Raw genomic sequence first — 22,138 nt, forward strand, 5'->3', positions numbered from 1 at the left:
TACGGCCGGAGTCGTCGTTCATGCGGCGATGTCGAAGCGATGGCGGCCGCCGGTGCGAGGCGTGCGGGCGGGGTCGACGTAGGCGGGCGGGATGAACCACACTCTCGCGGCGACGCCGGTTCCGTCGATGCGGATGTCCCATCCGTTGTCATGGATCCGGTGGTGGCACGTCTCGCACAACAGCACCCCGTTGCTGAGATCGGTGGGGCCGTTGTCCCTCGTCCACCATCGGATGTGGTGCGCTTTCGTCATCCCCGGTGGCAGACCGCACATCGCGCAGCCGCCATCTCTCTCCACGAGGGCGAGGCGTTGGGCTCGGGTGAAGAGGCGTTTCTCCCGCCCCCAGTCGAGGACCTCGCTCCCGCCGCCGCAGACCCACGGGATGATCCCGGCCCCGGCGGCCATCCGCCGCGCGGCCCCGATGTTCACCGGCTGATCGAGTCCATCGACGGTCGCCGCCCCGGATCCACCGCGGAGATCGTCCAACGTCAACCTGACCACCACGGTGGCACCGGCGAGCGGCACTCGAGACTCGCACCCGAGGACGTGCGCGCAGAACATCGCGAGGGCATCGGCCTGGATCATCGCCACCGTGCGCCGGTCGGCATCCGGGGCCTCCGGATTCGGGGCATCGGCCCGCGCCGCGAAAGCGGCGGTCACGAACCCGCGGATCGCGGTCACCACCGGAGCTGCGGTCTCAGCATCGAGGACCGCGTTCAGGTGCACCATCCCGTCCCGTTCGAAGATGTTCACCGACCGCTTCGCGCGGCGTTCGTCGTCTTTCGGTTGCATGCCGTCGGGGTCCAACCACGCTTCGGCGCGAGCGATCAGCTTGCGGACATCGTCCAGCCCCAGTCCCGTGCACCGCTCAGCGAGCACTTCTTCCGCCAGCCCGATGCGCTCCGCCCCGGCGACCACGCGGCACCGGTCCAACAAACCGACGATCAGCGCCGTCACCTGCACTCCGAGAGCGCCCGACGCCAGCGCTTCGCGCAGCAGCTCGTACCGGGCAGGCAACCGCCCACCCAACAGGTCGGTCCGGGGTGCGGTGGCCTCCCCCACCTTCACCAGGCGGGACGCGTCTCCCATCGACACCCCTCCGGTCGCGGCGAGCAGTTTCGCCGCCGTCCGGAAGCCCTGCTCCTTCGCGAGGCTCCCCGCCCCGAGCTCACGCCGAGACTCGTGCGCGATCCGCGCGGCGACGTCGGCGTGCGCGGCATCCAGTCGTCGCTGCACGAGCCCCATCGCGGCATTCACGGCGATCAGCTGCTCCCGCGACAGGTCCGTGGGGCAATCGGCATCCGCCCACACCGCAGCGAGGCGGGTGAACGCCTCATGCAATCCGGTGAGCTTCGACATGCCCCAATTCTACCCGCGAATGGCCCGACATTCGAATCTTTGTTCGAACACATTCCCGGCATATCGCCGATGCTCCGCGACCCGCTCGTCGTCATCCGCCGATCATGCAGTTCGGAAGACCGTGAAGATCACTCTGGAGCCGCCACCACTCCCACAGACAGAAGCGCACGTCCAGGAACCATCCCCGGACGTGCGCTCCCGATGCAGATCAGATCACGGCCCTACCGCTTCCCCGCGATCTGCCGTCCGACGATCTCACGCATGATCTCGTTCGTGCCGCCGTAGATGCGGTGCACGCGGGCGTCGAGGAAGGCACGGGCGATCGGATACTCGGTGATGTAGCCGTAGCCTCCGTGCAGCTGCACGCCGGTGTCGAGCACCTCCCACTCGCGCTCGGTCGCCCAGAACTTGACCTTCGCGGCCTCTTCGGCCGAGAGCTTGCCCTTCGAGTAGGCGAGCAGTGCGCGGTCGATGTAGGCCCAGAGCGCGTCGACCGTGGTGGCCATGTCGGCGATCTTGAAGCGGGTGTTCTGGAAGTCGATGATCCGCTCGCCGAAGGCCTCGCGGTCCTTCGTGTACGCGACGGTCCAGTCGAGCGCGGCCTGCGCGGCCGCAGCTCCGGCGACACCGATCGACAGACGCTCGAGGGGCAGGTTCATCATGAGCTGCACGAAGCCCTTGCCCTCGACGCCGCCGATGAGGTTCTCCTCGGGCACGAACACGTCGCTGAACGACAGCTCGGCGGTGTCGTGACCCTGGAAGCCCATCTTGTGGAGCTTCTTGCCGTGGTCGAAGCCCTCCATGCCGTTCTCGATCAGCACGAGGCTGAACGCGTCGGGACGGTTGCCCTCGCCCGTCTTCACGAATGTGACGACGAGGTCGGCGGTGGCGCCGGAGGAGATGAAGGTCTTCGCACCGTTGACGATGTAGCCGCCGTCCACCTTCTTCGCGGTGGTCTTGATGCCACGGAGGTCGGATCCGGCACCGGGTTCGGTCATGGCGAGAGCGCCGACGACCTCACCGGTGGCCATGCGGGGCAGCCACTTCTCCTTCTGCTCCTGCGTGCCCATGTGCACGAGGTACGGCACGGCCAGGTCGTCCTGGATGCCGAACGCGCCGGCGAGCGAACCCGCACCGGCCGCGATGACCTCTTCGTTCACGACGGCACGGAAGCGGTAGTCCTGCAGCATCCCGGCGCCGCCGAACTCCTCGGGAACCGACAGGCCGATGATCCCAGCCTCGCCCGCGGCGAGCATCGTGGCCCGGTCGACCTCGCCGTCGGCGTTCCACTTCTCGATCGTCTCGTTGGTGACGTAGCGCTTGACGAAATCCTTGACGAGGTCGCGGAATGCCTCGTGATCCTCTTCGTAGATGTCGCGTTCCATGCGATCCTCCTGAACGTGTCGTGCCTCATTGCTCCGGCGATTCTATGTCCGGATGCCGACGCACAGCAGGTCATTGTGAGAATGCATCCCACAGAAGGTGACACTGGGTACCGCGCTTGTGGGATGCCGCAAACCCGGCAGTCCGGCCGGGTCAGTAGGCGTAGTCGGGCGCCGCGGGCAGCCCGAAGAACTCCTCGAGCGTGTGGAATCCGCCCGCGTGATAGGCGGCAGCGATGTCGACGCCGACATAGCGCAGGTGCCACGGCTCGGGCGAATATCCGGTCACCGGGGTGCCGACGCCCTCGTAGCGGACGATGAACCCGTACTCCCAGGCGTGCGCAGCGACCCAGTCGCTCTGCGCCGTGGCGCCGAAGTCGTCGAGCCCTCCGCAGCCCCCTCCGCACGCGACCACGTCGAGCGCGAGCCCCGTCTGGTGCTCGCTGTGGCCGGGCCTGGCCGAACCGGCATCCGCCCCCTCCTGCCCCTCGGCGCGGACATGCGAATCGTACGTCGACACCTGCAGGCTGTAGGACCGGTAGCCGTTGTTCGCCCCGATGACCCCGATGCCGGCTGCCGAGGCCGCATCGGCCATCTGGCCGACAGCGACCGCGACGTCCGAGCGCACGAGCCCGGAGAGCGTCGTCATCTGCAGGGGCACCGAGTCCAGCGACGCAGGCTCGAACTCGATCGGATCCAGCGGGCGGGTCTTGTTGACGACCACCCAGAGCCGCGACGGATCGCTGAGCGAGATGCACGGCGCGTTCCCCGCGACGACAGCAGCCCGGAAGTTCTCGCCCCCGCCGAAGCCGGCGATCGTCGCCGCATCGTCGCCGCTCGCCAGCGACTCCAGCACCGAGGGCTCGGCGCACGGATCGGCCGCGATGGTCGCCCCCACCTTCACCGTCGGCACCTGCACCACCGCGACCGGCTCCGGCATCGACGCGGGCTCGACCGACGTGTCCATCGGTGCGGACGCGATCGAGAACAGCATCCCGATCGCGGTCACGGCGACACCGATGGGCAGTGCGGGACCGCGGATCGGGGAGCGCGGAGCCGCGTGCTGGGCGTGCGGCGAGGAAAGCATCGCTCCCATTCTCCCCCGACACGGCCATCACGCGAGTACGGGTTGCGACATATCGACCTTCAAGCCATCCGCGGATCATGGCACATTACTTCGAATCTCGCTTGCGTTAACTTCGTTCACATGTTCGAATGAAGCATGCGATGGCAGGGTCAGAAGCTCGGAGAGACGGATGCCGCGGCACTCCCCGGTCTCGAAGACCGGTCGAGCGTGCTGCGGTCGGTGACGACCCCCGAGTTCGCCGGCATGACGTTCCACGAGGTGCTCTCGAAGTCCGCGTTGAACCATGTTCCGGGCGCTTCGAGGATGCCGTTCGCGTGGACGATCAATCCGTACCGTGGATGCAGTCATGCCTGCGTCTACTGCTTCGCCCGCGGAACACACGAGTATCTCGACCTCGACGGGGGCGCCGACTTCGACTCGCAGATCGTCGTCAAGGTGAACGTCGTCGAGGTGCTCGAGAAAGAGCTGCGCAAGGGCAGCTGGCAGCACGAGACCGTCGCGCTCGGGACCAACACCGACCCGTACCAGCGGGCCGAGGGGCGCTACAAGCTGATGCCGGGGATCATCGAGACGCTCGCGGCGTCCGGCACACCGATGTCGATCCTCACCAAGGGCACGCTGATCCGGCGGGACATCCCGCTGCTCGTGAAGGCTGCCGAGCGCGTGCCCGTCGACGTGCAGATGTCGATCGCCATGTACGACGACGACCTGCAGAAGGCGATCGAACCCGGAGCCCCGACGACCCAGGCTCGGCTCGACACCGTGCGGGCGCTGGCGGATGCCGGGTTCCGAGTGACCGTGTTCCTGATGCCGATCATGCCCCACATGACCGACTCGGTCGCCGCCATCGACGACGCGCTGGCCCGCATCAAGACCGCCGGAGCCCGCAGCGTGATCTACGGCGCGCTGCACCTCCGCGCGGGAGTGAAGCCGTGGTTCTTCCAGTGGCTCGGCGAGGCGCGCCCCGACCTCGTCTCGTCGTACCGCGGGCTGTACCCCGGCGTCTCCGCCGAGGCCCCGAAGGGCTACCGGCAATGGCTCGCCAAGCGTGCGCGTCCGCTGATCCACATGCATGGCCTCGACGGCCGACACGAAGACGACTATCCGCAGCGCGGAATCCGTCCGGGGCAGGGTCACGTCGAGTCGATCTGGCGCCAGGGTGGCGATCAGAGCGCCGGCTCCTCGAGCACGGCCGTCACGTTCCGGACGACGAGGTCGGGCGCGGCATCCCCCGCGCAGCCGATGCTGTTCTGACCGGTCGCGCCGCCGCAGCCGCGTAGGCTCGGTGGTTATGGCTACCGGCTCCACGATGCACACGTTCGACGTCCAACTGGCCGACACCGATCGGGGCGTCTACGAGGACTACGCGTTGCGCGTCGCCCGGCATCCGTCCGAGACGGACGCCTACATGGTCACCCGCGTCCTGGCCCACGGCCTCGAGCACGCGGAGGGGATCGCCTTCGGCGACGGCATCTCGTCGACCGAGGAGCCCGCGGTGATCGTGCGTGACATGACCGGGGCGATCATGGCGTGGATCGAGATCGGGGCGCCCGATGCCGAGCGTCTGCACTACGGCAGCCGCCTCGCCGAGCGCACCGTCGTCTACACGCACCGTGACCCCGCGAAGGTCATGGCGCCGTGGGCGGGGAAGAAGATCCACCGGTCCGACGCCATCCGTGTCTACAGCTTCGACCCTGGCTTCATCGACGCCGCGGCGGCGCTGATCGAGCGACGCAACACCATGACCCTCACGGTCACGGAGCAGGTGCTCTACCTGGACCTCAACGGCACCAGCCTGACCTCGAGCATCCACGAGCACGAGCTCGCCTAGGTCGCGCATCACGACGGCATCCGACCCGGACCCGACACCCGCGACCCGCACAACTTCGGAGTCCCGCGACGACACACCGCCGGTTCGACTCCGACGCAGGCGCGTCGCGGGACAACCTCCGAAGTTGTGCCGCAGGAGCCCCGCACGCGCGAGAGGGCCCCGCCCCCGCCGAAGCGGTGACGGGGCCTCTCGAACAAGCGGGTCAGCTCGTGAGAGCCGCAGCGGTCGGCATGCGACCGGTGATCTCCTCGATGATGTCGTCGTCGAGACGCGCGTTCTCGAACGGCGCGTCGATCTCGGCCCGGTCGAGCAGCTCGGTCATGCGACGCTGACGCTGGCGCGTGATGAGCGTGACGACACGACCCGAGCGGCCGGCGCGACCGGTGCGGCCGGAGCGGTGCAGGTACGTCTTGTACTCGTCGGGAGCGTCGGCCTGGACGACCAGGTCGATGTCATCCACGTGGATGCCGCGGGCCGCGACATCCGTCGCCACCAGCACATTCACGCGACCCGAGGTCAGGCGCTCCAGGTTGCGGGTGCGCTTGGCCTGGTTCAGGTCGCCGTGCAGCGAGACCGCCGGGATGCCGGCATCGTCGAACTGCTCGGCGAGCATGTCGGCGTAGGCACGGGTGCGGGCGAAGACGAGGGTCTTGCCTGCGCGGTCGACGAGCGAGGTGAGGATGTCGGCCTTGTCGCGGTGCTCGATGACGAGCACGCGGTGCTCGATCGTGCTGGACCCCTGGTCCTCACCGGCGACCTCGAAGACGGCCGGATCGATCAGGAACTCGTCGACGAGGGCCGCGACCTCACGGTCGAGCGTCGCCGAGAAGAGCAGCTTCTGGCTGCCCTCGGCCGTGTGACGCAGGATGCGCTGCACGGGCTCGACGAACCCGAGCTCGCACATGTGGTCGGCCTCGTCGAGAACCGCGATGCGGCAGTCGGAGAGGTCGAGCTTGCCCTGGTTGATGAGGTCCTCGACGCGACCGGGGGTGCCGATCACGATGTCCACGCCCTTCTTGAGCGCACCGACCTGACGGCCCTGCGGGACGCCACCGTAGATCTGGGTGGTGAACAGGCCGACGCTGCGGGCGATCGGCTGGATCGTGCGGTCGATCTGCAGCGCGAGCTCGCGCGTCGGAGCGAGGATGATCGCGCGCGGCGACCGGCCGAACTCACGACGCTTGCCGGCCTGCGACTTCAGCACGTTCTCGACGAGCGGGGCACCGAAGGCGATGGTCTTGCCGGAGCCCGTGCGACCACGAGCGAGGACGTCGCGTCCTTCGAGAACGGCGGGGATGCTCGCCGCCTGGATGGCGAACGGCGACGCCGCTCCCAGACCTGCCAGCGTCTCGACGATGTTCGAGCCCAGCCCGAGGTCGCTGAAGCTCACGCCGTCGACCTCGACAGCCTCGACGGACTTCGCCTCGAGGCGCTCGTGAACGACGTCGGCGCCCGGCTCGAACTTCGCAGCCGCGGGTGCGGGACGGCTCGTCGCGTTCCAGTCGTTGCGGCTCGGACGCTCGTTGCGGCTCGGACGCCCGCGGGTGTCCGAGGTCAGCGGACGCACGCGCTCGGTGCGGTACGCGCCGCCGGTCGACGGACGGGTCCGCTCGCCACCGCGGGAATCGCGCGCGTCGCGGTCGTACCGCGGGCGCTCGGTGCGGTCGGACGAGGTGCGGTCGTCACGGCGGGGACGATCGTCGCGCGGTGCATCGAACGAACGCTGCGTGCGATCGCGGTCGAAAGCGCGGCGCGCGCGATCGGCATCGTACGAGCGCTCCGGGCGCTCGGCGCCTCCGCGGTTCGGGCGGTCGTAGCCGCGACCCTGGGGCGCAGCTCCGCGATCGTCACGACGCGGACGCTCGTCACGATCGAAGCGCTGGCCACCGCGCTCATCGCGGTAGCTGCCGGGACCGGTGGGACGCTGGCCGCGGCGGTCGTCGCGAACCGGGCGGCCGCCGTCACGGTGGTCGTTGTCGCGGAAGCCCTGACGCTGGGTGCCTGCGCCACGGTCGTCACGACGCGGACGCTCGTCACGATCGAAGCGCTGGCCACCGCGCTCATCGCGGTAGGTGCCGGGACCGGTGGGGCGACGCTCGTCGCCGCGGTGGTGCGGGGCCTCACGGCGACCCGACTCGGCGCGGTTGCGGATGCTGCGGGCCTCGTCGCGCCCGGCGCGCTCCTGCGCGTTCCAGCGCTGCTTCGGAGCGCCGGTCTCGGCCTCAGCCGGACGGTAGCCGCGGTGGCTGGCACTGCGGCTACCAGGGCGACGGTCGTAGCCGCCTGCGACGGGCGCGCTGCGGCGCTCGCCGGCATCCGTTCGTGCACCGCGCTCGGGGCGGGCGCCGTCGCGGGCACTGTCGCGGCCCGTGGTGTGGCGGTCATGGAAAGAGGTCTTCTTGGCGCCGTAGCGCGGCTCGAAGTTGGCGGCGGGGCGTCCGCCGCGGGGCTTCTTGTTCTTGGGCAAAGCAGGTGTCCTTCTGAGTTCTCGCACGAGAACGGCGCTGCGCGCACGCGCGAGCACCCGAGTGCTTCCTCCCGTGGGGAGGAGCAGGGTTCCGGACTGTCAGCGGCCGGGGCCATTCATGTGATGGTTGATTTGCGTCGATCGACGCTCACCATCGGCCCCTGGACTCACACTTCTTACACAAAAACGTCCGCGCTGTGCGCGGGTGTCCGAAGCCGACCGAAGAAGTCTACAGGTCGCGCCTGAGAGAGTCCTCCGCGACCGTACGATGGCGAGGTGAGCTTCGAATCCCCCACCGGCACCCAGGTGCACCTCCAGTCCGGCGACGTCACGGCGCAGATCGCGCAGGTCGGAGCCTCTCTCCGTTCCCTCCGCGTCGGCGGGATCGACCTCGTGACGCCGTACCCACTCGACATCCCGACGCCGTCGTGCTCGGGCGTCGTCCTCACGCCCTGGCCGAATCGCGTGCGCGACGGACTGTGGAACGACGAGGGCACCGCGCGCCAGCTCGCGATCACCGAGCCGAAGTTCACCAACGCGAGCCACGGCCTGCTGCGGTTCTCGGCCTACGAGATCGACCAGACGGATGCCGCGGCCACGCTCAGCGCGACGATCTTCCCGCAGACCGGGTACCCGTATCTGATCGAGACCTCGGTCACCTACCTGCTGACGGATGCCGGCATCGAGGTCATCCACGTGCTCACGAACCGGTCGGCCGACCCCGCGCCGGTGGCCCTCGGCACCCACCCGTTCGTCACGATCGGCGACGTCGATCCGCACGAGCTCGTGCTGCGGGTTCCGGCCGCGACCGCGTTCGAGACCGACGAGCGGATGCTGCCCACCGGCACCCGTCCGGCCGACGCGGCCCTGCGCGACGGCATCCGTCTCGGCGACGCCTCGCTCGACACCGGCTTCACCGACCTGACCCGCGACGGCGACGGACGGGCGCGCACGTCACTCACGGCGCCGGACGGCCGCCGGGTCACGCTCTGGCAGGGCGAGGGCTTCGACTTCGTGCAGGTGTACACCGCGACGAACTACCCGGGGCACGACCCGGCCGTCGCGATCGAACCGATGACGGCACCGGCCGATGCGCTCAACAGTGGGCTCGGCATCCGTCGCCTCGCCCAGGGCGAGTCCTGGACGCTGCGCTGGGGCATCACGCTCGACTGATTCCTGCCTTCTCGTTCGTTGAGCGAGCCGCAGGCGAGACGAAACGCCGTGTCGAATGCGTTTCGTCTCGCTTCGCTCGCTCAACGACCGGAGGAGACGGTGCGATCAGACGACCCCGCGGTCGCGCAGCTCGCGTCGCGTCAGGTGCGACAGGTCGGGCAGACCGCTCGCATCCACCGTGACCGCGTCCGGATCGGAACTCGCGCCCACGGCATCCGATCCACCGCCCTTGCGGGCCCGACGCCGCTCCTTCGCACCCTCGACGAGGTTGTACAGCGTCGGCAGCACGATCAGGGTCAGCACGGTCGAGGAGATGAGACCACCGATCACCACGATCGCGAGCGGCTGCGAGATGAAGCCGCCGTGCCCGGTGATGCCGAGCGCCATCGGGGTGAGCGCGAAGATCGTCGCGAGCGCCGTCATGAGGATCGGACGCAGTCGCTTCTCTCCACCGGCCTTCACCGCCTCGATCGTCGACAGACCCTTCTCGCGGTATTGGTTCACGAGGTCGATGAGCACGATCGCGTTCGTCACCACGATGCCGATCAGCATCAGCACGCCGATCAGCGAGGCGACGCCGAGCGGCACACCCGTGACGATCTGCAGCAGGATCGCACCGGTCGCCGCGAACGGCACCGACACGAGCAGCAGCAGCGGCTGGCGCAGCGACTTGAACGTCGCGACCATCACCACGTACACGATCAGGATCGCGGCGAGCATCGCCAGGCCCAGCTGCGAGAACGAGTCGGCCTGCTGCGAGGCGACACCGCCGACCTCGGCGGACGCACCGTCGGGCAGCTCGGCCGCGGCGAGCGCCGCGGTCACCGATGCGGTCGCGGTCGCGAGGTTGTCGGATGCCGGCGGCACGGTGATCGTCGCGGTGCGGCGGCCCTGCTCCGTGGTGATGGACGTCGGGCCGTTGCGCTCCTCGACGGTCGCGATGTCCTGCAGCTGGACGATGCCGAGCGGGGTCGGGATCGCGAGGGTCTTCAGGGCGTCGATCGTGGTCGGCGGCGCCGGGGTGACGATGTAGATCGTCAGCGCGGTGTCGTCGATCTCGACGGAACCGGCCTGGGTCGGGCGCATGGTGTTCGACACGATGGATCCGACCGCGACCTCGGACAGTCCGCGCTGCGCGGCAGCCTCACGGTCGACCACGACGGCGATGTACGGCAGCGATGCCGCCAGGTTGTCGGTCACCTGACCGACGCCGTCGCGCCCGTCGAGCTCCTCCATCACGGAGGTCGTCGCGGTCTGCAGGTCGTCGGCGTTCGACGCCGAGACGGAGATCTCGATGTCGCTCGAGCCGAAGCCCGCGGATGCCGCCACCGACACGTCTCCGACCTCGTCGCCGAGTCCGTCGATCGCGTCCTGCACGTCGGCGCGCAGCTTCTCCTGGTCGGCGTCGCCGTCGGTCAGCACCGAGTACGTGACGCCGGCCCCGCCGGAGAAGGCGTCGCGCAGCGCCGAGCCGCTCGATCCGATCGATGCCTGCACGTGCTCGATGCCGTCGACGCCCAGCAGCGCGTCCTCGACCGCGGTAGCGGCCTCCGACTTCGCGTCGAGGCTCGCGGTCGGACCGAGGTCCTGCGTGACCGTCATGGTGTTCTGGCCCGAGTCGCCGAGGAAGTTGACCTTCATCAGCGGCGCCGCGGCGAGCGTGCCGCCCAGCACCACGACGGCGAGGATCACGGTGACGGCGGAGTGCTTCAGGGTCCAGCCGAGGATGGGCCGGTAGGCGCGCTGGAGCGCAGTGGGCGGAGCATCCTGGTGCTCCGGGTCGATGGCCACGCCGTTCTCGTCGAGCAGCGGCTTGCCGGGACGCAGGAACCAGTAGGCGAGCACCGGCACGATCGTCAGTGAGACGAGCAGCGAGGCGATCATGGCGATCGCCACGGTCATCGCGAACGGCCGGAACAGCTCGCCGACCATGTCGCCGACGAAGACGATCGGGAGGAACACCGCGACGGTCGTGATCGTGGACGCCGTGACGGCCATCGCGACCTCGCGCACGGCGAGCCTGATGGCATCGCCCTTGTCGGCATCGCCGACGTAGTGCCTCTTGATGTTCTCGATCACCACGATGGAGTCGTCGACCACACGACCGATCGCGATCGTGAGCGCGCCGAGCGTCAGGATGTTCAGGGAGTATCCGAACGCCTGCAGCCCGATGAACGTGATGAGCACGGAGGTCGGGATCGAGATCGCCGTCACCAGCGTGGAGCGGATCGACAGCAGGAAGACGAGGATCACGATCACCGCGAAGACCAGTCCGAGGAGACCTTCCGTCGCGAGGCTCTCGATGGACTGCACGATGAACGGCGCCTGATCGAAGATCACCGTGAACTCGGCATCCGGGAACGCCTCGCCGATCTCGTCGAGCGCGGCGAGCACGCCCTGCGAGACCTCGACGGTGTTCGCGGCGGGGAGCTTGGTGATCGAGATGGAGAGTGCGTCCTTGCCGTCGACGCGCGAGATCGAGCTGATCGGGTCGGACTCCTGCGCGACCGTCGCCACGTCGCCGATCGTCAGCGAGGTGCCGACCAGCGGGAGGGCGGCGAGCTCGTCGACCGACGTGATCTTCGCGCCCGTCTGGACGGTGAGGGTCTCGCCGTTCTCGGTGATGTCACCGCCGGGGAAGAGCGTGCCGTTCTGCTGCAGCGCCGACGTGATGGCCTGCGTGCTCTGGCCCTCGGCGGCGAGCAGCGCGAAGTCGGGGGTGATGGTGATGCGCTGGCCGACGCCGCCGATGAGCTGCGCGGCATTGACGCCGTCGACGTCCTCGAGGTCGGGGATCGCGACGCTCTGGAGCTCGGCCTGGGCGTTGTCGGCGTCCTCGAATCCGGTGACCGCGACCTGGATCACCGGGAAGTCGTCGATCGAGACCGCGAGCACCTGGGGGCTCACGTCTTCGGGGAGCTGGCTCGAGATGCGGTTGATGGCCTGCTGGATCTTCTGCTCCGCGGTCGCGAGGTTCGTGCCGTAGGCGAAGGTCGCCTGCACGATCGACGCGTTCGTGGTGCTCGTCGCCGTCGTCCCCTCGAGGCCGGGCACGCCCTGGATCGCCGACTCGACCGGCGTCGACACGTCGTTCTCGACGACCTCGGGCGATGCGCCCGGGTACGTCGTCATGACCATGAGGTTGGGCAGCTCGAGCGAGGGGATGAGCTCCTGCTTGAGGTTGGTCAGCGCCAGCCCGCCGAACACCGCGGCGACGATCGTGATGAGCGCGATGAGCGCCCGGTTCTTCAAGCTCAGGACGGCGAGATTCGACAAGGCGGATTCCTCGGTTCAGTGTGCGGAGGACGCTGCGGTGCGACCGGGGGTGGTATCAGTCTCGGGCATGCCGAGGAGCTGCGTGAGCACGGTCTCGATGAACGCGCGATCCAGGGTGGTCTCCCGGATCTGGGTGCTCCACATGACGCCGTCGATGAAGATCATCGCGGCCGTCGCCCTGTCGTACCCGTAGGCGGGCTCGAGGAAGGAGACCAGCTGCTCGGAGAGATGCCGCGCGAGCTTGCGCAGGCGGGGGTCGTGGATCGCGGCGGTGACGACGGCCCGATCGGCTTTCACGGCACGGGCGTCGTCGAGGCCCTCGGTGATCAGATCGGCGATCACGGCCGGGCTCACCCCGCGCTGGGCGAGAGCGATGCGCACACCGTCGAGGCGCGCGTCGACCTCGTCCGCGAGCGCGCGGAGGGCGGCGGAGCGGAGGTCGTCGAGCGTGTCGAAGTACTGCGTGGTGGCGCCGAGCGGAACGCCGGCGCGCGCCGCGACCATGCGGTGGGTGACGCCGTCGGCGCCGACCTCGACGATCAGCTCCGCCGCGGCGGTGACGATCTCCCGGCGGCGCGCTTCAGGGTCACGTCGGCGACGCGTGCTCTCCCCCATCGGGCACCCCCTGGACTTACGTACATGTACGTTTGTACATTTCCGGATTGTGAGGATGCTGGGAGCCGTGCCGTCCGCTCAGCGCGACGCCGTCGACCGCGGGCGCTGCGACCTCGATCGGATCACGACGAGCATCCCCGCCAGCGTGAGCACGATCCCCCACACCTGCAGCGGCTGCGGCAGAGCGGCGAGGCCGAGGACCGCGGCGGCGAGTCCGACGACCGGCGGCACCGCGAGCCCGAGGAGCGCCGCATGGGAGGCACCGGCGGTCGCGATGATGCGGTGCTGCACCAGATACGCGGGCACGTACACGGCCAGGCCCAGCACGGCCAGCGCCAGGATCGCCCAGGGCTCGAACAGGCCGCCCGACCAGACCTCGACGACGGCCCAGAGCACGAGAGGGACGCTGCCGAGGGCGAAGATCGGCAGGATGCGCGGAGCCATCGGCCCGCGTCGGCCCCGATTGAGGTGCGCGAACAGCAGACCGTACGCCGCCATGGACAGCATCGCGCCGACGGCGGCCAGCACGCCGAGGACACTCGCCCCGCCCGGTGCGCCGAGGCGAGGAAGGACATAGAGCACGGCGCCGACGATGGCGACGGTCGTCGAGGCGAGCACGAGGAGCGACATCCGCACTCGGCTCAGCAGGCTCTCCGCGACGAGAGTGACGACCGGGGAGAGGGCGAGGATGAGGCTCGGGATGGCGGGGCCGGCGAGGGAGATCGCGACCGTCGAGAGCACGGTGTACCCGGTGACCCCGGTGAGGGACAGGATGCCGAGCTGCCACCAGGCGCACCCCCGGCCGGCGGGTGTCCGATCCGGCGGGGCAGAGCGTGCTCCCCCTCGGCGCGGCAGCAGCGTCAGGAGGAACAGCCCGAGCGCGGCGAACCCCGCGCGGCCCGCCGCGACGACGCCGACTCCGGCGCCTTCGAGCGCGAAGCCCGCGATCACCCAGGTCGCCGCGAGCAGCACGACCAGCAGCAGCGATTCCCGGAGCAATGACTCCTGCTGTGGCCGCGTGCCGCCGGCCGAGCTCATACCAGCGCGACCTCGACCTGTCCCCGTTCGAAGTAGGCCGCGAGGTCGGGGTCCAGCGGCGGGATCGAGATCGACGAGCCGTCGCCGCGCAGGGACACCGTCGCGAGGATGCCGGCCGCCACGGCCTCTCGTGCCGCGACGGGTGACGTCTCGGTGAGGCCGCCGTCGCGGACGAACCGCAGGAACTCGGCGACGAGCAGCGCGTCGGCGCCGTCGTGCCCGGCATCCGGCACCGCCGGGACGATGAACACCTCGTCGGCGTCTGCGGCTCCGGCGTGACGTCGGTTCCACAGCTTGACCTCGCTGCCCGCCACATCGCCGAAGTTCTCGATCCGACCCTCGGTGCCGATCACGGTGTAGTTGCGCCAGTAGTCGGGCGTGAAGTGGCACTGCTGGTACGACGCGAGGATTCCGCCTTCGAGCCGCATGTTGACCATCGAGATGTCCTCCACATCGATCACGGGATTGAGCCCTGTGAGGGAGGTCGGCGGCCAGTTGTCGACGCTGAACCAGTCCCGCATGCGCTCGTTCGTCCGCTCGCGCCGATCGTCGATGTCGCCGTAGACGCTCAGCGCGCCCATCGCGGCGACCTGCTCGGTGTACGCGCCGGCGAGCCAGTGGATGATGTCGATGTCATGGGCGCCCTTCTGCAGGAGCAACCCGTTGGTGCGTCGCCGGTCGGCGTGCCAGTCCTTGAAGTAGAAGTCGCCGCCGTGCCCGACGAAGTGGCGCACCCACACCGCCTTGACCTCGCCGATGCGACCGGCCTGGATGAGGTCGCGCATCAGGGTGATGAGGGGCATGTGCCGCATGTTGTGGCCGATGTAGAGACGCGTCCCGGTGCGGCGGGCCGTCTCGAGCATGGCATCGGCATCGGCGAGGTCGATGGCGAGCGGCTTCTCGCAGAACACGGGAACCCCCACCTCCAGAGCGCGGATGCTGAGCGCCGCGTGGGTGTCGTCGGGGGTGAGCACCATCACCGCGTCGACACCGGACGCGAGGAGCTCGTCGAGCGAATCCGTGACGAGCGCGTCGGGCAGCAGGGCGCTCGCGTCCTGCCTGGCGCGGTCGGCGAGGTCGCAGACGGCCGTGATGCGCGACCCCTTGCCGGGGCGATGCACCTCTTCCTGCAGGGTCGAGCGCGCGCCGAAGCCGATGATGCCGATCTTGAGATCCACGATGGTCCTTCTGTGAGGTGAGAGGTGTGTGGGCGGGGCCGCGTCAGCGCGGCCGCGCGGTGGGGGCGTCGAGATCCGTCGAGCCTCCGGGGAAGAGCGTCCAGGGGAAATCGTGCCGTCGCCCCGGTGAGGGTTCGCTCTCGAGAGCGCGGTCGATGATGATGCTCGCCTGGCGCTCGTAGAAGTCGGTCGGTCCGACCGTCGTCAGCGTCGGCGCCACGAGGCTCGCGTCGGGCGTGTTGCCCACGCCCACCACGGCGACGTCGTGCGGCACTCGGAGTCCGAGCATGTGCGCGGCGTTGATCGCGGCGATGGCGGCGAAGTCGGTCGTGGCGTAGATCGCGCGGGGACGGTCGTCGCGCGAGAGCAGCGTGACCGCGGCGGTGAAGGCGCTGGCGGGTGTCTCCTCGTAGGTGACGGTCCAGTCCGGGTCGGGTTCGATGCCCGCCGCCGCCAGCTTCTCGAGGTAGGGCGTGTAGCGCGTGACCTGCTCGGGTGCGAGGCGCACGGCACCCTCGGCGGCGATGCATCCGATCGCGGTGTGCCGCTCGAGGAGGTGGTCCATCGCGAGCTCGCATCCGGGGATGGCATCCGAGCGGATGACGTCGAAGCCGTCGGGTTCGAGCGACTCCGAGAACACCACGAGGCGCTGACCGCGCTGCACGAGTTCCTGCAGCTTGCGCCTCGCGTCCTCGCCGAGTCCGACTCCGTCGAGATAGGCGACGTCGCTCTCGACCCGGTCGAGGGCTGCGTGCCAGTCGCCGTCGGCGAGGATCAGCGTCGTGAGACCGTGGCGGTTCGCCTCGGCGTTCACGGCGTCGGCGACGGCCAGAGACCACGGGTCGCTGAGCAGATGCAGCGAGAGCTGCACCATGCCGCTGCGACCAGTGCGGATCGACCGCGCCGCGCTGTTCGGTCGGTAGTTGAGCTCTTCCGCTGCGGCCAGCACGCGGGCGGCCGTCGCCTCGGCGACCCCGGCGCCGGTGGATCCCGATCGCCCGGAGAAGACGTACGACACGGTCGCCGTCGACACCCCCGCGCGCTCGGCCACCATGCGGAGGGTCGGTCGCCGGGGCGCCGAATGTTCGCGCTGCGCCATGATTCAGCCTTTCGATCCGCTGAAGGCGATGCCCTGGATGAACTGCCGCTGCAGGATCATGAACGTCACCAGCATCGGCAGCGTCGCCAGGAGCGCTCCGGCCATCAGCACGGGGTAGTCGGTGCCGTGCAGGCCGACCAGCTGAGAGAGCCCGACGGACAGCGGCATCTTCGCCGGATCGGTCGTCACGATCAGCGGCCAGAGGAGGTCGTTCCACGACCAGAGCACAGTGAACACCACGAGAGCGATGATGCCAGGCTTCGCGAGCGGAACCATGATGCGCCAGAAGGTCTGCCACGGATTCGCCCCGTCGATGCGCGCAGCCTCTTCGAGCTCGGCCGGCATCGACAGGAAGAACTGCCGCATCAGGAACGTGCCGAACGCGCTGAAGATGCCGGGCACGATCAGCGCCTGCAGGGTGTTCAGCCAGCCGAGCGCCTGGATGATCTCGTACTGCGGCAGCAGGTACAGCTGCGACGGCACCATCAGGACCGAGAGGAAGAGCACGAAGAGGGCGTTGCGTCCGGGGAACGGGATGCGCGCGAACGCGTACCCGGCCATCGTGCACAGCAGCACCTGACCGACCGTGCGTCCGACGGTGAGCCACACCGAGTTGAGGAACATCTGGGCGAACGGCATCGACTCGAAGACCTCGGCGAAGTTCGTGAAGACCCATTCGCGCGGCAGCAGGCTCGGCGGCACCTGCACGGAGTCGGACAGCGTCTTGAACGAGGTGAGCAGCTGCCAGAGGAAGGGGAAGACCATCAGCACCGCGCCGATGAGGAGCACGACGTGCACGATCCAGAGACCGCGGCTGGTCGTGCGACCGGCCATCGAGCGCCCCCGTCGAGGGGACGCGCCGACGATGGCACGCGTGTCGAGCGAGACGTCACTCATAGTGCACCCACTTCTTCTGCAAACGGAACTGGACGACGGTGAGCAGCAGGATGATCACGAGCAGGAGGAAGGCGACGGCGGCCGCGTAGCCGCGGTCGTTGTCGAGGAAGCCCGCTTCGTAGAACAGGTAGACCACGGTGCGGGTGTTCGGCATCGCGGGGTTGCTGCGGCCGAGCATCATGTAGATGAGGTCGAACACCTGCAGCGCGCCGATCACGCTGATCACGCTGACGAAGAAGATCGACGGCGACAGCAGCGGGATCGTGATCGAGAAGAACTTGCGCACGGGTCCGGCGCCGTCGAGGTCGGCGGCCTCCATGATCGTGTCGGGGATGCCCTGCAGTCCCGCGAGGAAGATGACGATGTTCGTGCCGAGGCCGGCCCAGATGCCCACGACCGCGATCGCGATGAGCGCGGTGTTCGGGTCGGTGAGCCAGCTGCGACCGTCGATGCCGACGGCACCGAGCGCCGCGTTGAGCACGCCGTAATCGCCGTTGTAGATCATCCGCCACACCAGCGCGATCGCCGCGGGCATCGTGACCACGGGGATGAAGTAGAGGGTGCGGTAGACGCTGCGGCCCTTGAGCCCTGTCGTGTTCAGGAGTGCGGCGATCGCCACGGCGAGAGGGATGCCGATCAGGGCGATCACCGTGTAGAGCGCGGTGTTGCGCAGCGCCCCGATCAGCTCGGCATCCTGGAACAGGCGGGTGTAGTTCTCGATGCCGACCCACTCCGAGCCGCCGAACGGCCCGGACCTGGTGAACGAGATGATCAGGGTGCGCACCGTCGGCCACAGGTAGAACGCGGTGATCCCCAGGGCCGTGGGGCCGAGGAAGACCAGCGCCCACCACGGGGAGGCGCCGGGGTTGCGCCGGCGGCGGCGGATGCCGGGGCGCGGGGCCTCCGGCATCCGCTCTGCCGAGGCGCGCGGGGGTGACGCGACGACGGTCATGGGATCACTCCTGTTCGGCGTCCAGGGCCGCCTGCATCTGCTCGGCGAGGTCCTGGAGGCCGTCCTTCGGCGAGACCGCGCCCGACCAGACCTGCGACAGCACTTCGCTCTCGATGCTCGTCCAGGCGGACGTGTTCTTCGACACCGGGTAGGGCACCGCCGTGTCGAGCGCGTCGATGTAGACCTGCAGGTCGTACTGGGGCAGTGCATCCACCCAGGCCTGCTGCGTGCCGTTGAAGGCGGGGATGACGGTTCCCGTCTCGGCCTGGATCTTCGCCGCCTGCTCTCCGGACGCGAAGGCGGCGAAGGCCTTCGCCTCTTCGAGATGCGGGCTCTTCGCGTTGGCGACGTTGGCCAACCCGTGGATCACGCTCTGGTTCCCCTCGGGTCCCGCCGAGAGCGGAGCCACGTTCACGGAGCCGCCGATGTCCGCGTTGTCCGCGTAGGCTCCGGCAGCCCACGACCCGTTCTGGAACATCGCGACCTTGCCCGAGAGGAAGAAGTCCTCCGGGTTGGTGTCGGTCAGCTGCTGCGCCGTCGGCGATGAACCGCTGGCGATGAGATCCGTCCACAGTTCGATGCCTTCGAGCGCCTCGTCCGACCCGTATCCGCTCTCGGTGCCGTCGGCGGAGACGACCTCGCCACCCGCCTGAGCGATCGAGTTGTAGTAGTTCTCCTGGCCGTACTGGCTCGCGGCGATCCCGTACTGGCCCTTCGCCGGATCCGTCAGCTTCTTCGCCGCGTCCTTGAGGTCATCCCACGTCCAGTCAGCGGTCGGATACTCGACTCCGGCGGCGTCGAAGAGCGCGGTGTTGTACCAGAGCGCGACGGTGTCGAAGTCCTTGGGCGCGCCGTAGAGCTTGCCGTCGAAGGTGTAGAGCTCGGCGAGGGCCTCCGGGTAGTCGGCGGGGTCGATGGCGGAGTCGTCGAGCGGAGCCAGCTGGCCGTTCGACGCGTAGAGCTGGAAGTTCGGGCCGTTCATCCAGAACACGTCCGCGGCCGCTCCACCGCTCGCCGCCGTCTGCAGCTTGGTCCAGTACTCCTTGGTCGGAGTGACCTGGATGTCGATCGTGACGTTCGGGTTCTCTTCGGTGAACGCCGCGGCGATCTCCTCCATCGCCGGTTTCTGGTTCTCATCCCAGATGGCGTAGCTGAGGGTGACGTCGCCGCCCGACGAGCCCTCGCCGGACGGCGTGGATGAGCAGGCGCTCAGGGCGAGGACGGCGGCCGCGGTGGCGGCCAGGGCGCCGAAGGCGCGGAGGGAGGTGCGGGGCATCGGTGTCTCCTTTGACAGTTTCTGCGTCGTGATGCAGGGGGAAAGCGCGTGTTAACCGTTTAGCGTTAAACGATTAGCACGACGATAACCCGGATGCCCGGCAGAGCGCAACCGTCAATTCGGTGAGCGGCTCTCGTCAGATCGAAGCGCCGAGAGCCAGCCCGAGTCCCGCCGCGACGAGTCCGAGCAGCAGCATCCCGATCGCGTTGACGACGGATGCCGGACGCTCCCCGTCGCGCCACAGGGCGACGGTGTCGAGCATGGCGGTGCTGAACGTCGTGTATCCGCCGAGGAGGCCGGCCCCGAGGAGGAACGCGGCATCCGGCAGCGCGGTCGTGACGACACCGAGGGCGAAGGAGCCCGTGATGTTCACCAGCAGGATGCCCCACGGGAAGCGGCGCCCGGCGACGCGGGCGACTCCGAGGTCGGCGAGATAGCGCAGCACCGCCCCGAGTCCGCCGGCGAGCGCGGCACCGAGGAAGAGCAGCGGACTCACGACGCCGCCCCTGAGGCCGGGCGGGGTCGACCGATGCGCAGCCCCAGCGCGGCGGCGCCGAGGCCGAGCGCGAGACTTCCGGCGGCGTAGGCGGCCGCGATGAGCGGAGCATCCGCCCACAGCGACACCGTTCCGGTCATGAAGGCGCTGTACGTCGTGAACCCGCCGAGCACACCGGTGCCGAGCAGCAGCCGAATCTCCGCAGCAGCGGTCTCCCCGCGCCTGTCGAGGGGGCGCGCCACCAGCACACCGATCAGCAGAGCGCCGACGACGTTCGCGAGCAGCACCGCGATCGGGAAGCCGCCCGCATCCGGGATGACGAGTCCGAGGCCCAGCCTCGCCGCGGTGCCGACCGTGCCGCCGAGGGCGACGAGCAGGACGCGGCGGAGGTTCACTTTCGTCACTGTAGTCGCCTGTGGCAGCGCGGCGCCCCGATGTCAAGGCAGTGGGACCCGAGCCGCCGAGGGCGTTGACTGAGCGCATGAATCCGCTCTGGAAGATCGACACGTCCCCGCTCCTCGGTTCGCCGCTCGAGCCGGGCGCCCAGCACGACGTGGTCATCGTGGGAGCGGGGATCACCGGCCTGACCACCGCGGTGATGCTCACCCGCGCCGGGCTCGACGTGGCCGTGATCGAATCCGGCGACATCGCCGAGCTCGCGACGGGCGGGAACACCGGCAAGCTCTCGCTGCTGCAGGGCAAGCGGCTCGCGGAGATCCGCCGCCACCACCCTGCCGCGCTCGTGCGCGCCTACGTCGACGCCAACCGCCAGGGCATGGAGTGGCTGCTCGCGTTCGCCGAGACCGCGGGAGTCCCGTACACCTGGCGCCCCGACCATTCCTACGCGCAGACACCGGAGGGACTCGAGACGCTGCGGGCACAGCACGCGGCCGCCCGCGAGGCGGGGCTCGCGACGAGGATGCTGACCCCCGGCGACCTGGACGCGGCCCCGTTCCCGGCCGCCGGCGCTGTCGCGCTCGACGACCAGGTGACGATCGACCCCGTGACCGTCACGCGCGCCCTCGCCGGCGAGTTCCTCGAGGAGGGCGGGACGCTGCACACCGGCATCCGCGCCACGGGCGTGCACGCACTCCCCTCGCCGCGCGTCGAGACGGCGGACGGACCGGTCTTCGCCGACCACATCGTGCTCGCCACCGGAAGCCCGATCCTCGACCGCGGCCTCTACTTCACCAAGACCAGCGGGATGCGGTCGTACTGCGTCTCGTTCCGGGTGCCCGGCGAGGTGCCGACCGGCACCTTCCTCTCGATCGACGGCTCGACCCGCTCCGTCCGCCCCGTGTCGGAGACCGACGGGCCGGCCGACACGGCGCAGCTCGTCGTCGGCGGCAACGGCCACCCGGTCGGACGCTCGGACAGCGAGGCCGCCGCGATCGACGACCTGGTCTCGTGGACCGCGCAGCACTTCCCCGGGGCGGAGGAGACGCACCGCTGGTCGGCGCAGGACTACACGTCGCACAACCAGATCCCGTTCGTGGGAGCGATGCCGCGCGGACTCGGCGCGATCCGCTTCGCCACCGGCTACGCGAAATGGGGACTCTCGAACGCTCCGGCCGCCGCACTGCGGCTGACCGCCGAGATCCTCGGCACGGGCTGGCGCGACCGGCCGCGCTGGATGAACGCGATCGCCACGCGACTGACCGTGCCGGCCGATCTCGCGACGGGCGCCGTCGAGGGCGCCAAGGTCGCGGCGGCGGCCGCCTCCGGGTGGGTGGGGGCCGAATCACGATCGGTCCCGGTTCCGCGCCCCGAAGAGGGCAGCGGAGTGCGGGCCAACCGGGCCGGACTCCCGGTCGGGATCTCGACCGTCGACGGGGTCACGCGCGCCGTCTCCGCGGTGTGCACGCATCTCGGCGGAGTGCTGGAGTGGAACGATGCCGAGTGCACGTGGGATTGCCCGCTGCACGCCTCGCGGTTCGCTCCGGACGGCACGCGCATCGAAGGCCCGGCACTCAAGGACCTCCCGGAGCTGCCCCGCGTTGGCAGCAGCTGAC

At 69.4% G+C, this 22,138-nt stretch carries 18 protein-coding genes; 4 read left to right on the forward strand and 14 right to left on the reverse strand.

What is annotated here, in order from left to right:
- Positions 1-18: 18 nt before the first annotated feature.
- The 3 genes from ABS642_RS11990 to ABS642_RS12000 form a co-directional block, all read right to left on the reverse strand.
- Positions 19-1,359: a DUF222 domain-containing protein gene (locus tag ABS642_RS11990; RefSeq protein WP_350350235.1), complete on the reverse strand. Its 1,341-nt coding sequence runs from the start codon at positions 1,357-1,359 to the stop codon at positions 19-21.
- 221 nt (positions 1,360-1,580) lie between these two features.
- Positions 1,581-2,744, reverse strand: a complete 1,164-nt coding sequence (locus ABS642_RS11995) for an acyl-CoA dehydrogenase family protein (RefSeq protein ID WP_282214791.1) — start codon at positions 2,742-2,744, stop codon at positions 1,581-1,583.
- 151 nt (positions 2,745-2,895) lie between these two features.
- Positions 2,896-3,828: a M15 family metallopeptidase gene (locus ABS642_RS12000; RefSeq protein ID WP_350350236.1), complete on the reverse strand. Its 933-nt coding sequence runs from the start codon at positions 3,826-3,828 to the stop codon at positions 2,896-2,898.
- A 135-nt stretch (positions 3,829-3,963) separates the two neighbouring features.
- On the opposite strand from ABS642_RS12000, the gene ABS642_RS12005 reads away from it, so the two are divergent.
- Both ABS642_RS12005 and ABS642_RS12010 read left to right on the forward strand, forming a co-directional pair.
- Complete coding sequence (locus ABS642_RS12005; RefSeq protein WP_350350237.1) at positions 3,964-5,082, forward strand: Rv2578c family radical SAM protein; 1,119 nt, start codon at positions 3,964-3,966, stop codon at positions 5,080-5,082.
- A 37-nt stretch (positions 5,083-5,119) separates the two neighbouring features.
- Complete coding sequence (locus ABS642_RS12010; RefSeq protein WP_350350238.1) at positions 5,120-5,659, forward strand: YaeQ family protein; 540 nt, start codon at positions 5,120-5,122, stop codon at positions 5,657-5,659.
- Positions 5,660-5,861: 202 nt separating this feature from the next.
- Here the strand turns inward: ABS642_RS12010 and ABS642_RS12015 are convergent, their stop codons facing one another.
- Positions 5,862-8,126, reverse strand: a complete 2,265-nt coding sequence (locus ABS642_RS12015; RefSeq protein ID WP_350350239.1) for a DEAD/DEAH box helicase — start codon at positions 8,124-8,126, stop codon at positions 5,862-5,864.
- A gap of 276 nt (positions 8,127-8,402) precedes the next feature.
- Here ABS642_RS12015 and ABS642_RS12020 point away from each other — a divergent pair, with 276 nt between their 5' ends.
- On the forward strand, positions 8,403-9,299 hold the full coding sequence (locus ABS642_RS12020) for an aldose 1-epimerase family protein (RefSeq protein WP_350350240.1): 897 nt from the start codon (positions 8,403-8,405) through the stop codon (positions 9,297-9,299).
- A gap of 105 nt (positions 9,300-9,404) precedes the next feature.
- On the opposite strand, the gene ABS642_RS12025 is transcribed toward ABS642_RS12020, so the two are convergent.
- The 10 genes from ABS642_RS12025 to ABS642_RS12070 all read right to left on the reverse strand — a co-directional run bounded on the left by ABS642_RS12025 (position 9,405) and on the right by ABS642_RS12070 (position 20,521).
- Positions 9,405-12,575: an efflux RND transporter permease subunit gene (locus ABS642_RS12025; protein ID WP_350350241.1), complete on the reverse strand. Its 3,171-nt coding sequence runs from the start codon at positions 12,573-12,575 to the stop codon at positions 9,405-9,407.
- 15 nt (positions 12,576-12,590) lie between these two features.
- Positions 12,591-13,190, reverse strand: coding sequence for a TetR family transcriptional regulator (locus ABS642_RS12030; protein WP_282214798.1), 600 nt, complete (start codon positions 13,188-13,190; stop codon positions 12,591-12,593).
- Positions 13,191-13,268: 78 nt separating this feature from the next.
- Complete coding sequence (locus ABS642_RS12035; protein ID WP_350350242.1) at positions 13,269-14,228, reverse strand: DMT family transporter; 960 nt, start codon at positions 14,226-14,228, stop codon at positions 13,269-13,271.
- The gene (locus ABS642_RS12040) at positions 14,225-15,406 is read right to left on the reverse strand and encodes a Gfo/Idh/MocA family oxidoreductase (RefSeq protein ID WP_350350243.1); all 1,182 of its coding nucleotides are present in this window, start codon (positions 15,404-15,406) and stop codon (positions 14,225-14,227) included. Before ABS642_RS12040 ends, ABS642_RS12035 begins: the two co-directional genes overlap by 4 nt.
- A 43-nt stretch (positions 15,407-15,449) precedes the next feature.
- Positions 15,450-16,505, reverse strand: coding sequence for a LacI family DNA-binding transcriptional regulator (locus ABS642_RS12045; protein ID WP_282214801.1), 1,056 nt, complete (start codon positions 16,503-16,505; stop codon positions 15,450-15,452).
- Positions 16,506-16,508: 3 nt separating this feature from the next.
- Positions 16,509-17,402 carry a carbohydrate ABC transporter permease gene (locus ABS642_RS12050; protein ID WP_350350244.1) on the reverse strand — a complete coding sequence of 298 codons (894 nt, stop codon included), beginning with the start codon at positions 17,400-17,402 and terminating at the stop codon, positions 16,509-16,511.
- Positions 17,395-18,354, reverse strand: a complete 960-nt coding sequence (locus ABS642_RS12055; protein ID WP_350350245.1) for a sugar ABC transporter permease — start codon at positions 18,352-18,354, stop codon at positions 17,395-17,397. Before ABS642_RS12055 ends, ABS642_RS12050 begins: the two co-directional genes overlap by 8 nt.
- A gap of 4 nt (positions 18,355-18,358) precedes the next feature.
- Positions 18,359-19,630, reverse strand: a complete 1,272-nt coding sequence (locus tag ABS642_RS12060; RefSeq protein WP_350350246.1) for a sugar ABC transporter substrate-binding protein — start codon at positions 19,628-19,630, stop codon at positions 18,359-18,361.
- 136 nt (positions 19,631-19,766) lie between these two features.
- Positions 19,767-20,126: a CrcB family protein gene (locus ABS642_RS12065; protein WP_350350247.1), complete on the reverse strand. Its 360-nt coding sequence runs from the start codon at positions 20,124-20,126 to the stop codon at positions 19,767-19,769.
- Positions 20,123-20,521 (reverse strand): CrcB family protein, encoded by a 399-nt coding sequence (locus tag ABS642_RS12070; RefSeq protein ID WP_350350248.1) that lies wholly within the window; start codon positions 20,519-20,521, stop codon positions 20,123-20,125. The genes ABS642_RS12065 and ABS642_RS12070 overlap by 4 nt, the downstream gene beginning before the upstream one ends.
- A gap of 86 nt (positions 20,522-20,607) precedes the next feature.
- Between ABS642_RS12070 and ABS642_RS12075 the strand changes: the two genes are divergently transcribed.
- The gene (locus tag ABS642_RS12075) at positions 20,608-22,137 is read left to right on the forward strand and encodes an FAD-dependent oxidoreductase (protein WP_350350249.1); all 1,530 of its coding nucleotides are present in this window, start codon (positions 20,608-20,610) and stop codon (positions 22,135-22,137) included.
- Position 22,138 lies beyond the last annotated feature (1 nt).

Origin of the sequence: Microbacterium sp. A8/3-1 (assembly GCF_040267695.1) — a bacterium.
Taxonomy (GTDB): Bacteria; Actinomycetota; Actinomycetes; order Actinomycetales; family Microbacteriaceae; genus Microbacterium; species Microbacterium luteolum.

Coding starts and splice junctions, on each gene's coding strand:
- ABS642_RS12075 (WP_350350249.1), top strand. CDS start 20,608: ATGAATCCGCTCTGGAAGATCGACACGTCCCCGCTCCTCGGTTCGCCG.
- ABS642_RS12060 (WP_350350246.1), bottom strand. CDS start 19,630: ATGCCCCGCACCTCCCTCCGCGCCTTCGGCGCCCTGGCCGCCACCGCG.
- ABS642_RS12035 (WP_350350242.1), bottom strand. CDS start 14,228: ATGAGCTCGGCCGGCGGCACGCGGCCACAGCAGGAGTCATTGCTCCGG.
- ABS642_RS12050 (WP_350350244.1), bottom strand. CDS start 17,402: ATGAGTGACGTCTCGCTCGACACGCGTGCCATCGTCGGCGCGTCCCCT.
- ABS642_RS12010 (WP_350350238.1), top strand. CDS start 5,120: ATGGCTACCGGCTCCACGATGCACACGTTCGACGTCCAACTGGCCGAC.
- ABS642_RS11995 (WP_282214791.1), bottom strand. CDS start 2,744: ATGGAACGCGACATCTACGAAGAGGATCACGAGGCATTCCGCGACCTC.
- ABS642_RS12045 (WP_282214801.1), bottom strand. CDS start 16,505: ATGGCGCAGCGCGAACATTCGGCGCCCCGGCGACCGACCCTCCGCATG.
- ABS642_RS12030 (WP_282214798.1), bottom strand. CDS start 13,190: ATGGGGGAGAGCACGCGTCGCCGACGTGACCCTGAAGCGCGCCGCCGG.
- ABS642_RS12000 (WP_350350236.1), bottom strand. CDS start 3,828: ATGCTTTCCTCGCCGCACGCCCAGCACGCGGCTCCGCGCTCCCCGATC.
- ABS642_RS12055 (WP_350350245.1), bottom strand. CDS start 18,354: ATGACCGTCGTCGCGTCACCCCCGCGCGCCTCGGCAGAGCGGATGCCG.
- ABS642_RS11990 (WP_350350235.1), bottom strand. CDS start 1,359: ATGTCGAAGCTCACCGGATTGCATGAGGCGTTCACCCGCCTCGCTGCG.
- ABS642_RS12005 (WP_350350237.1), top strand. CDS start 3,964: ATGCGATGGCAGGGTCAGAAGCTCGGAGAGACGGATGCCGCGGCACTC.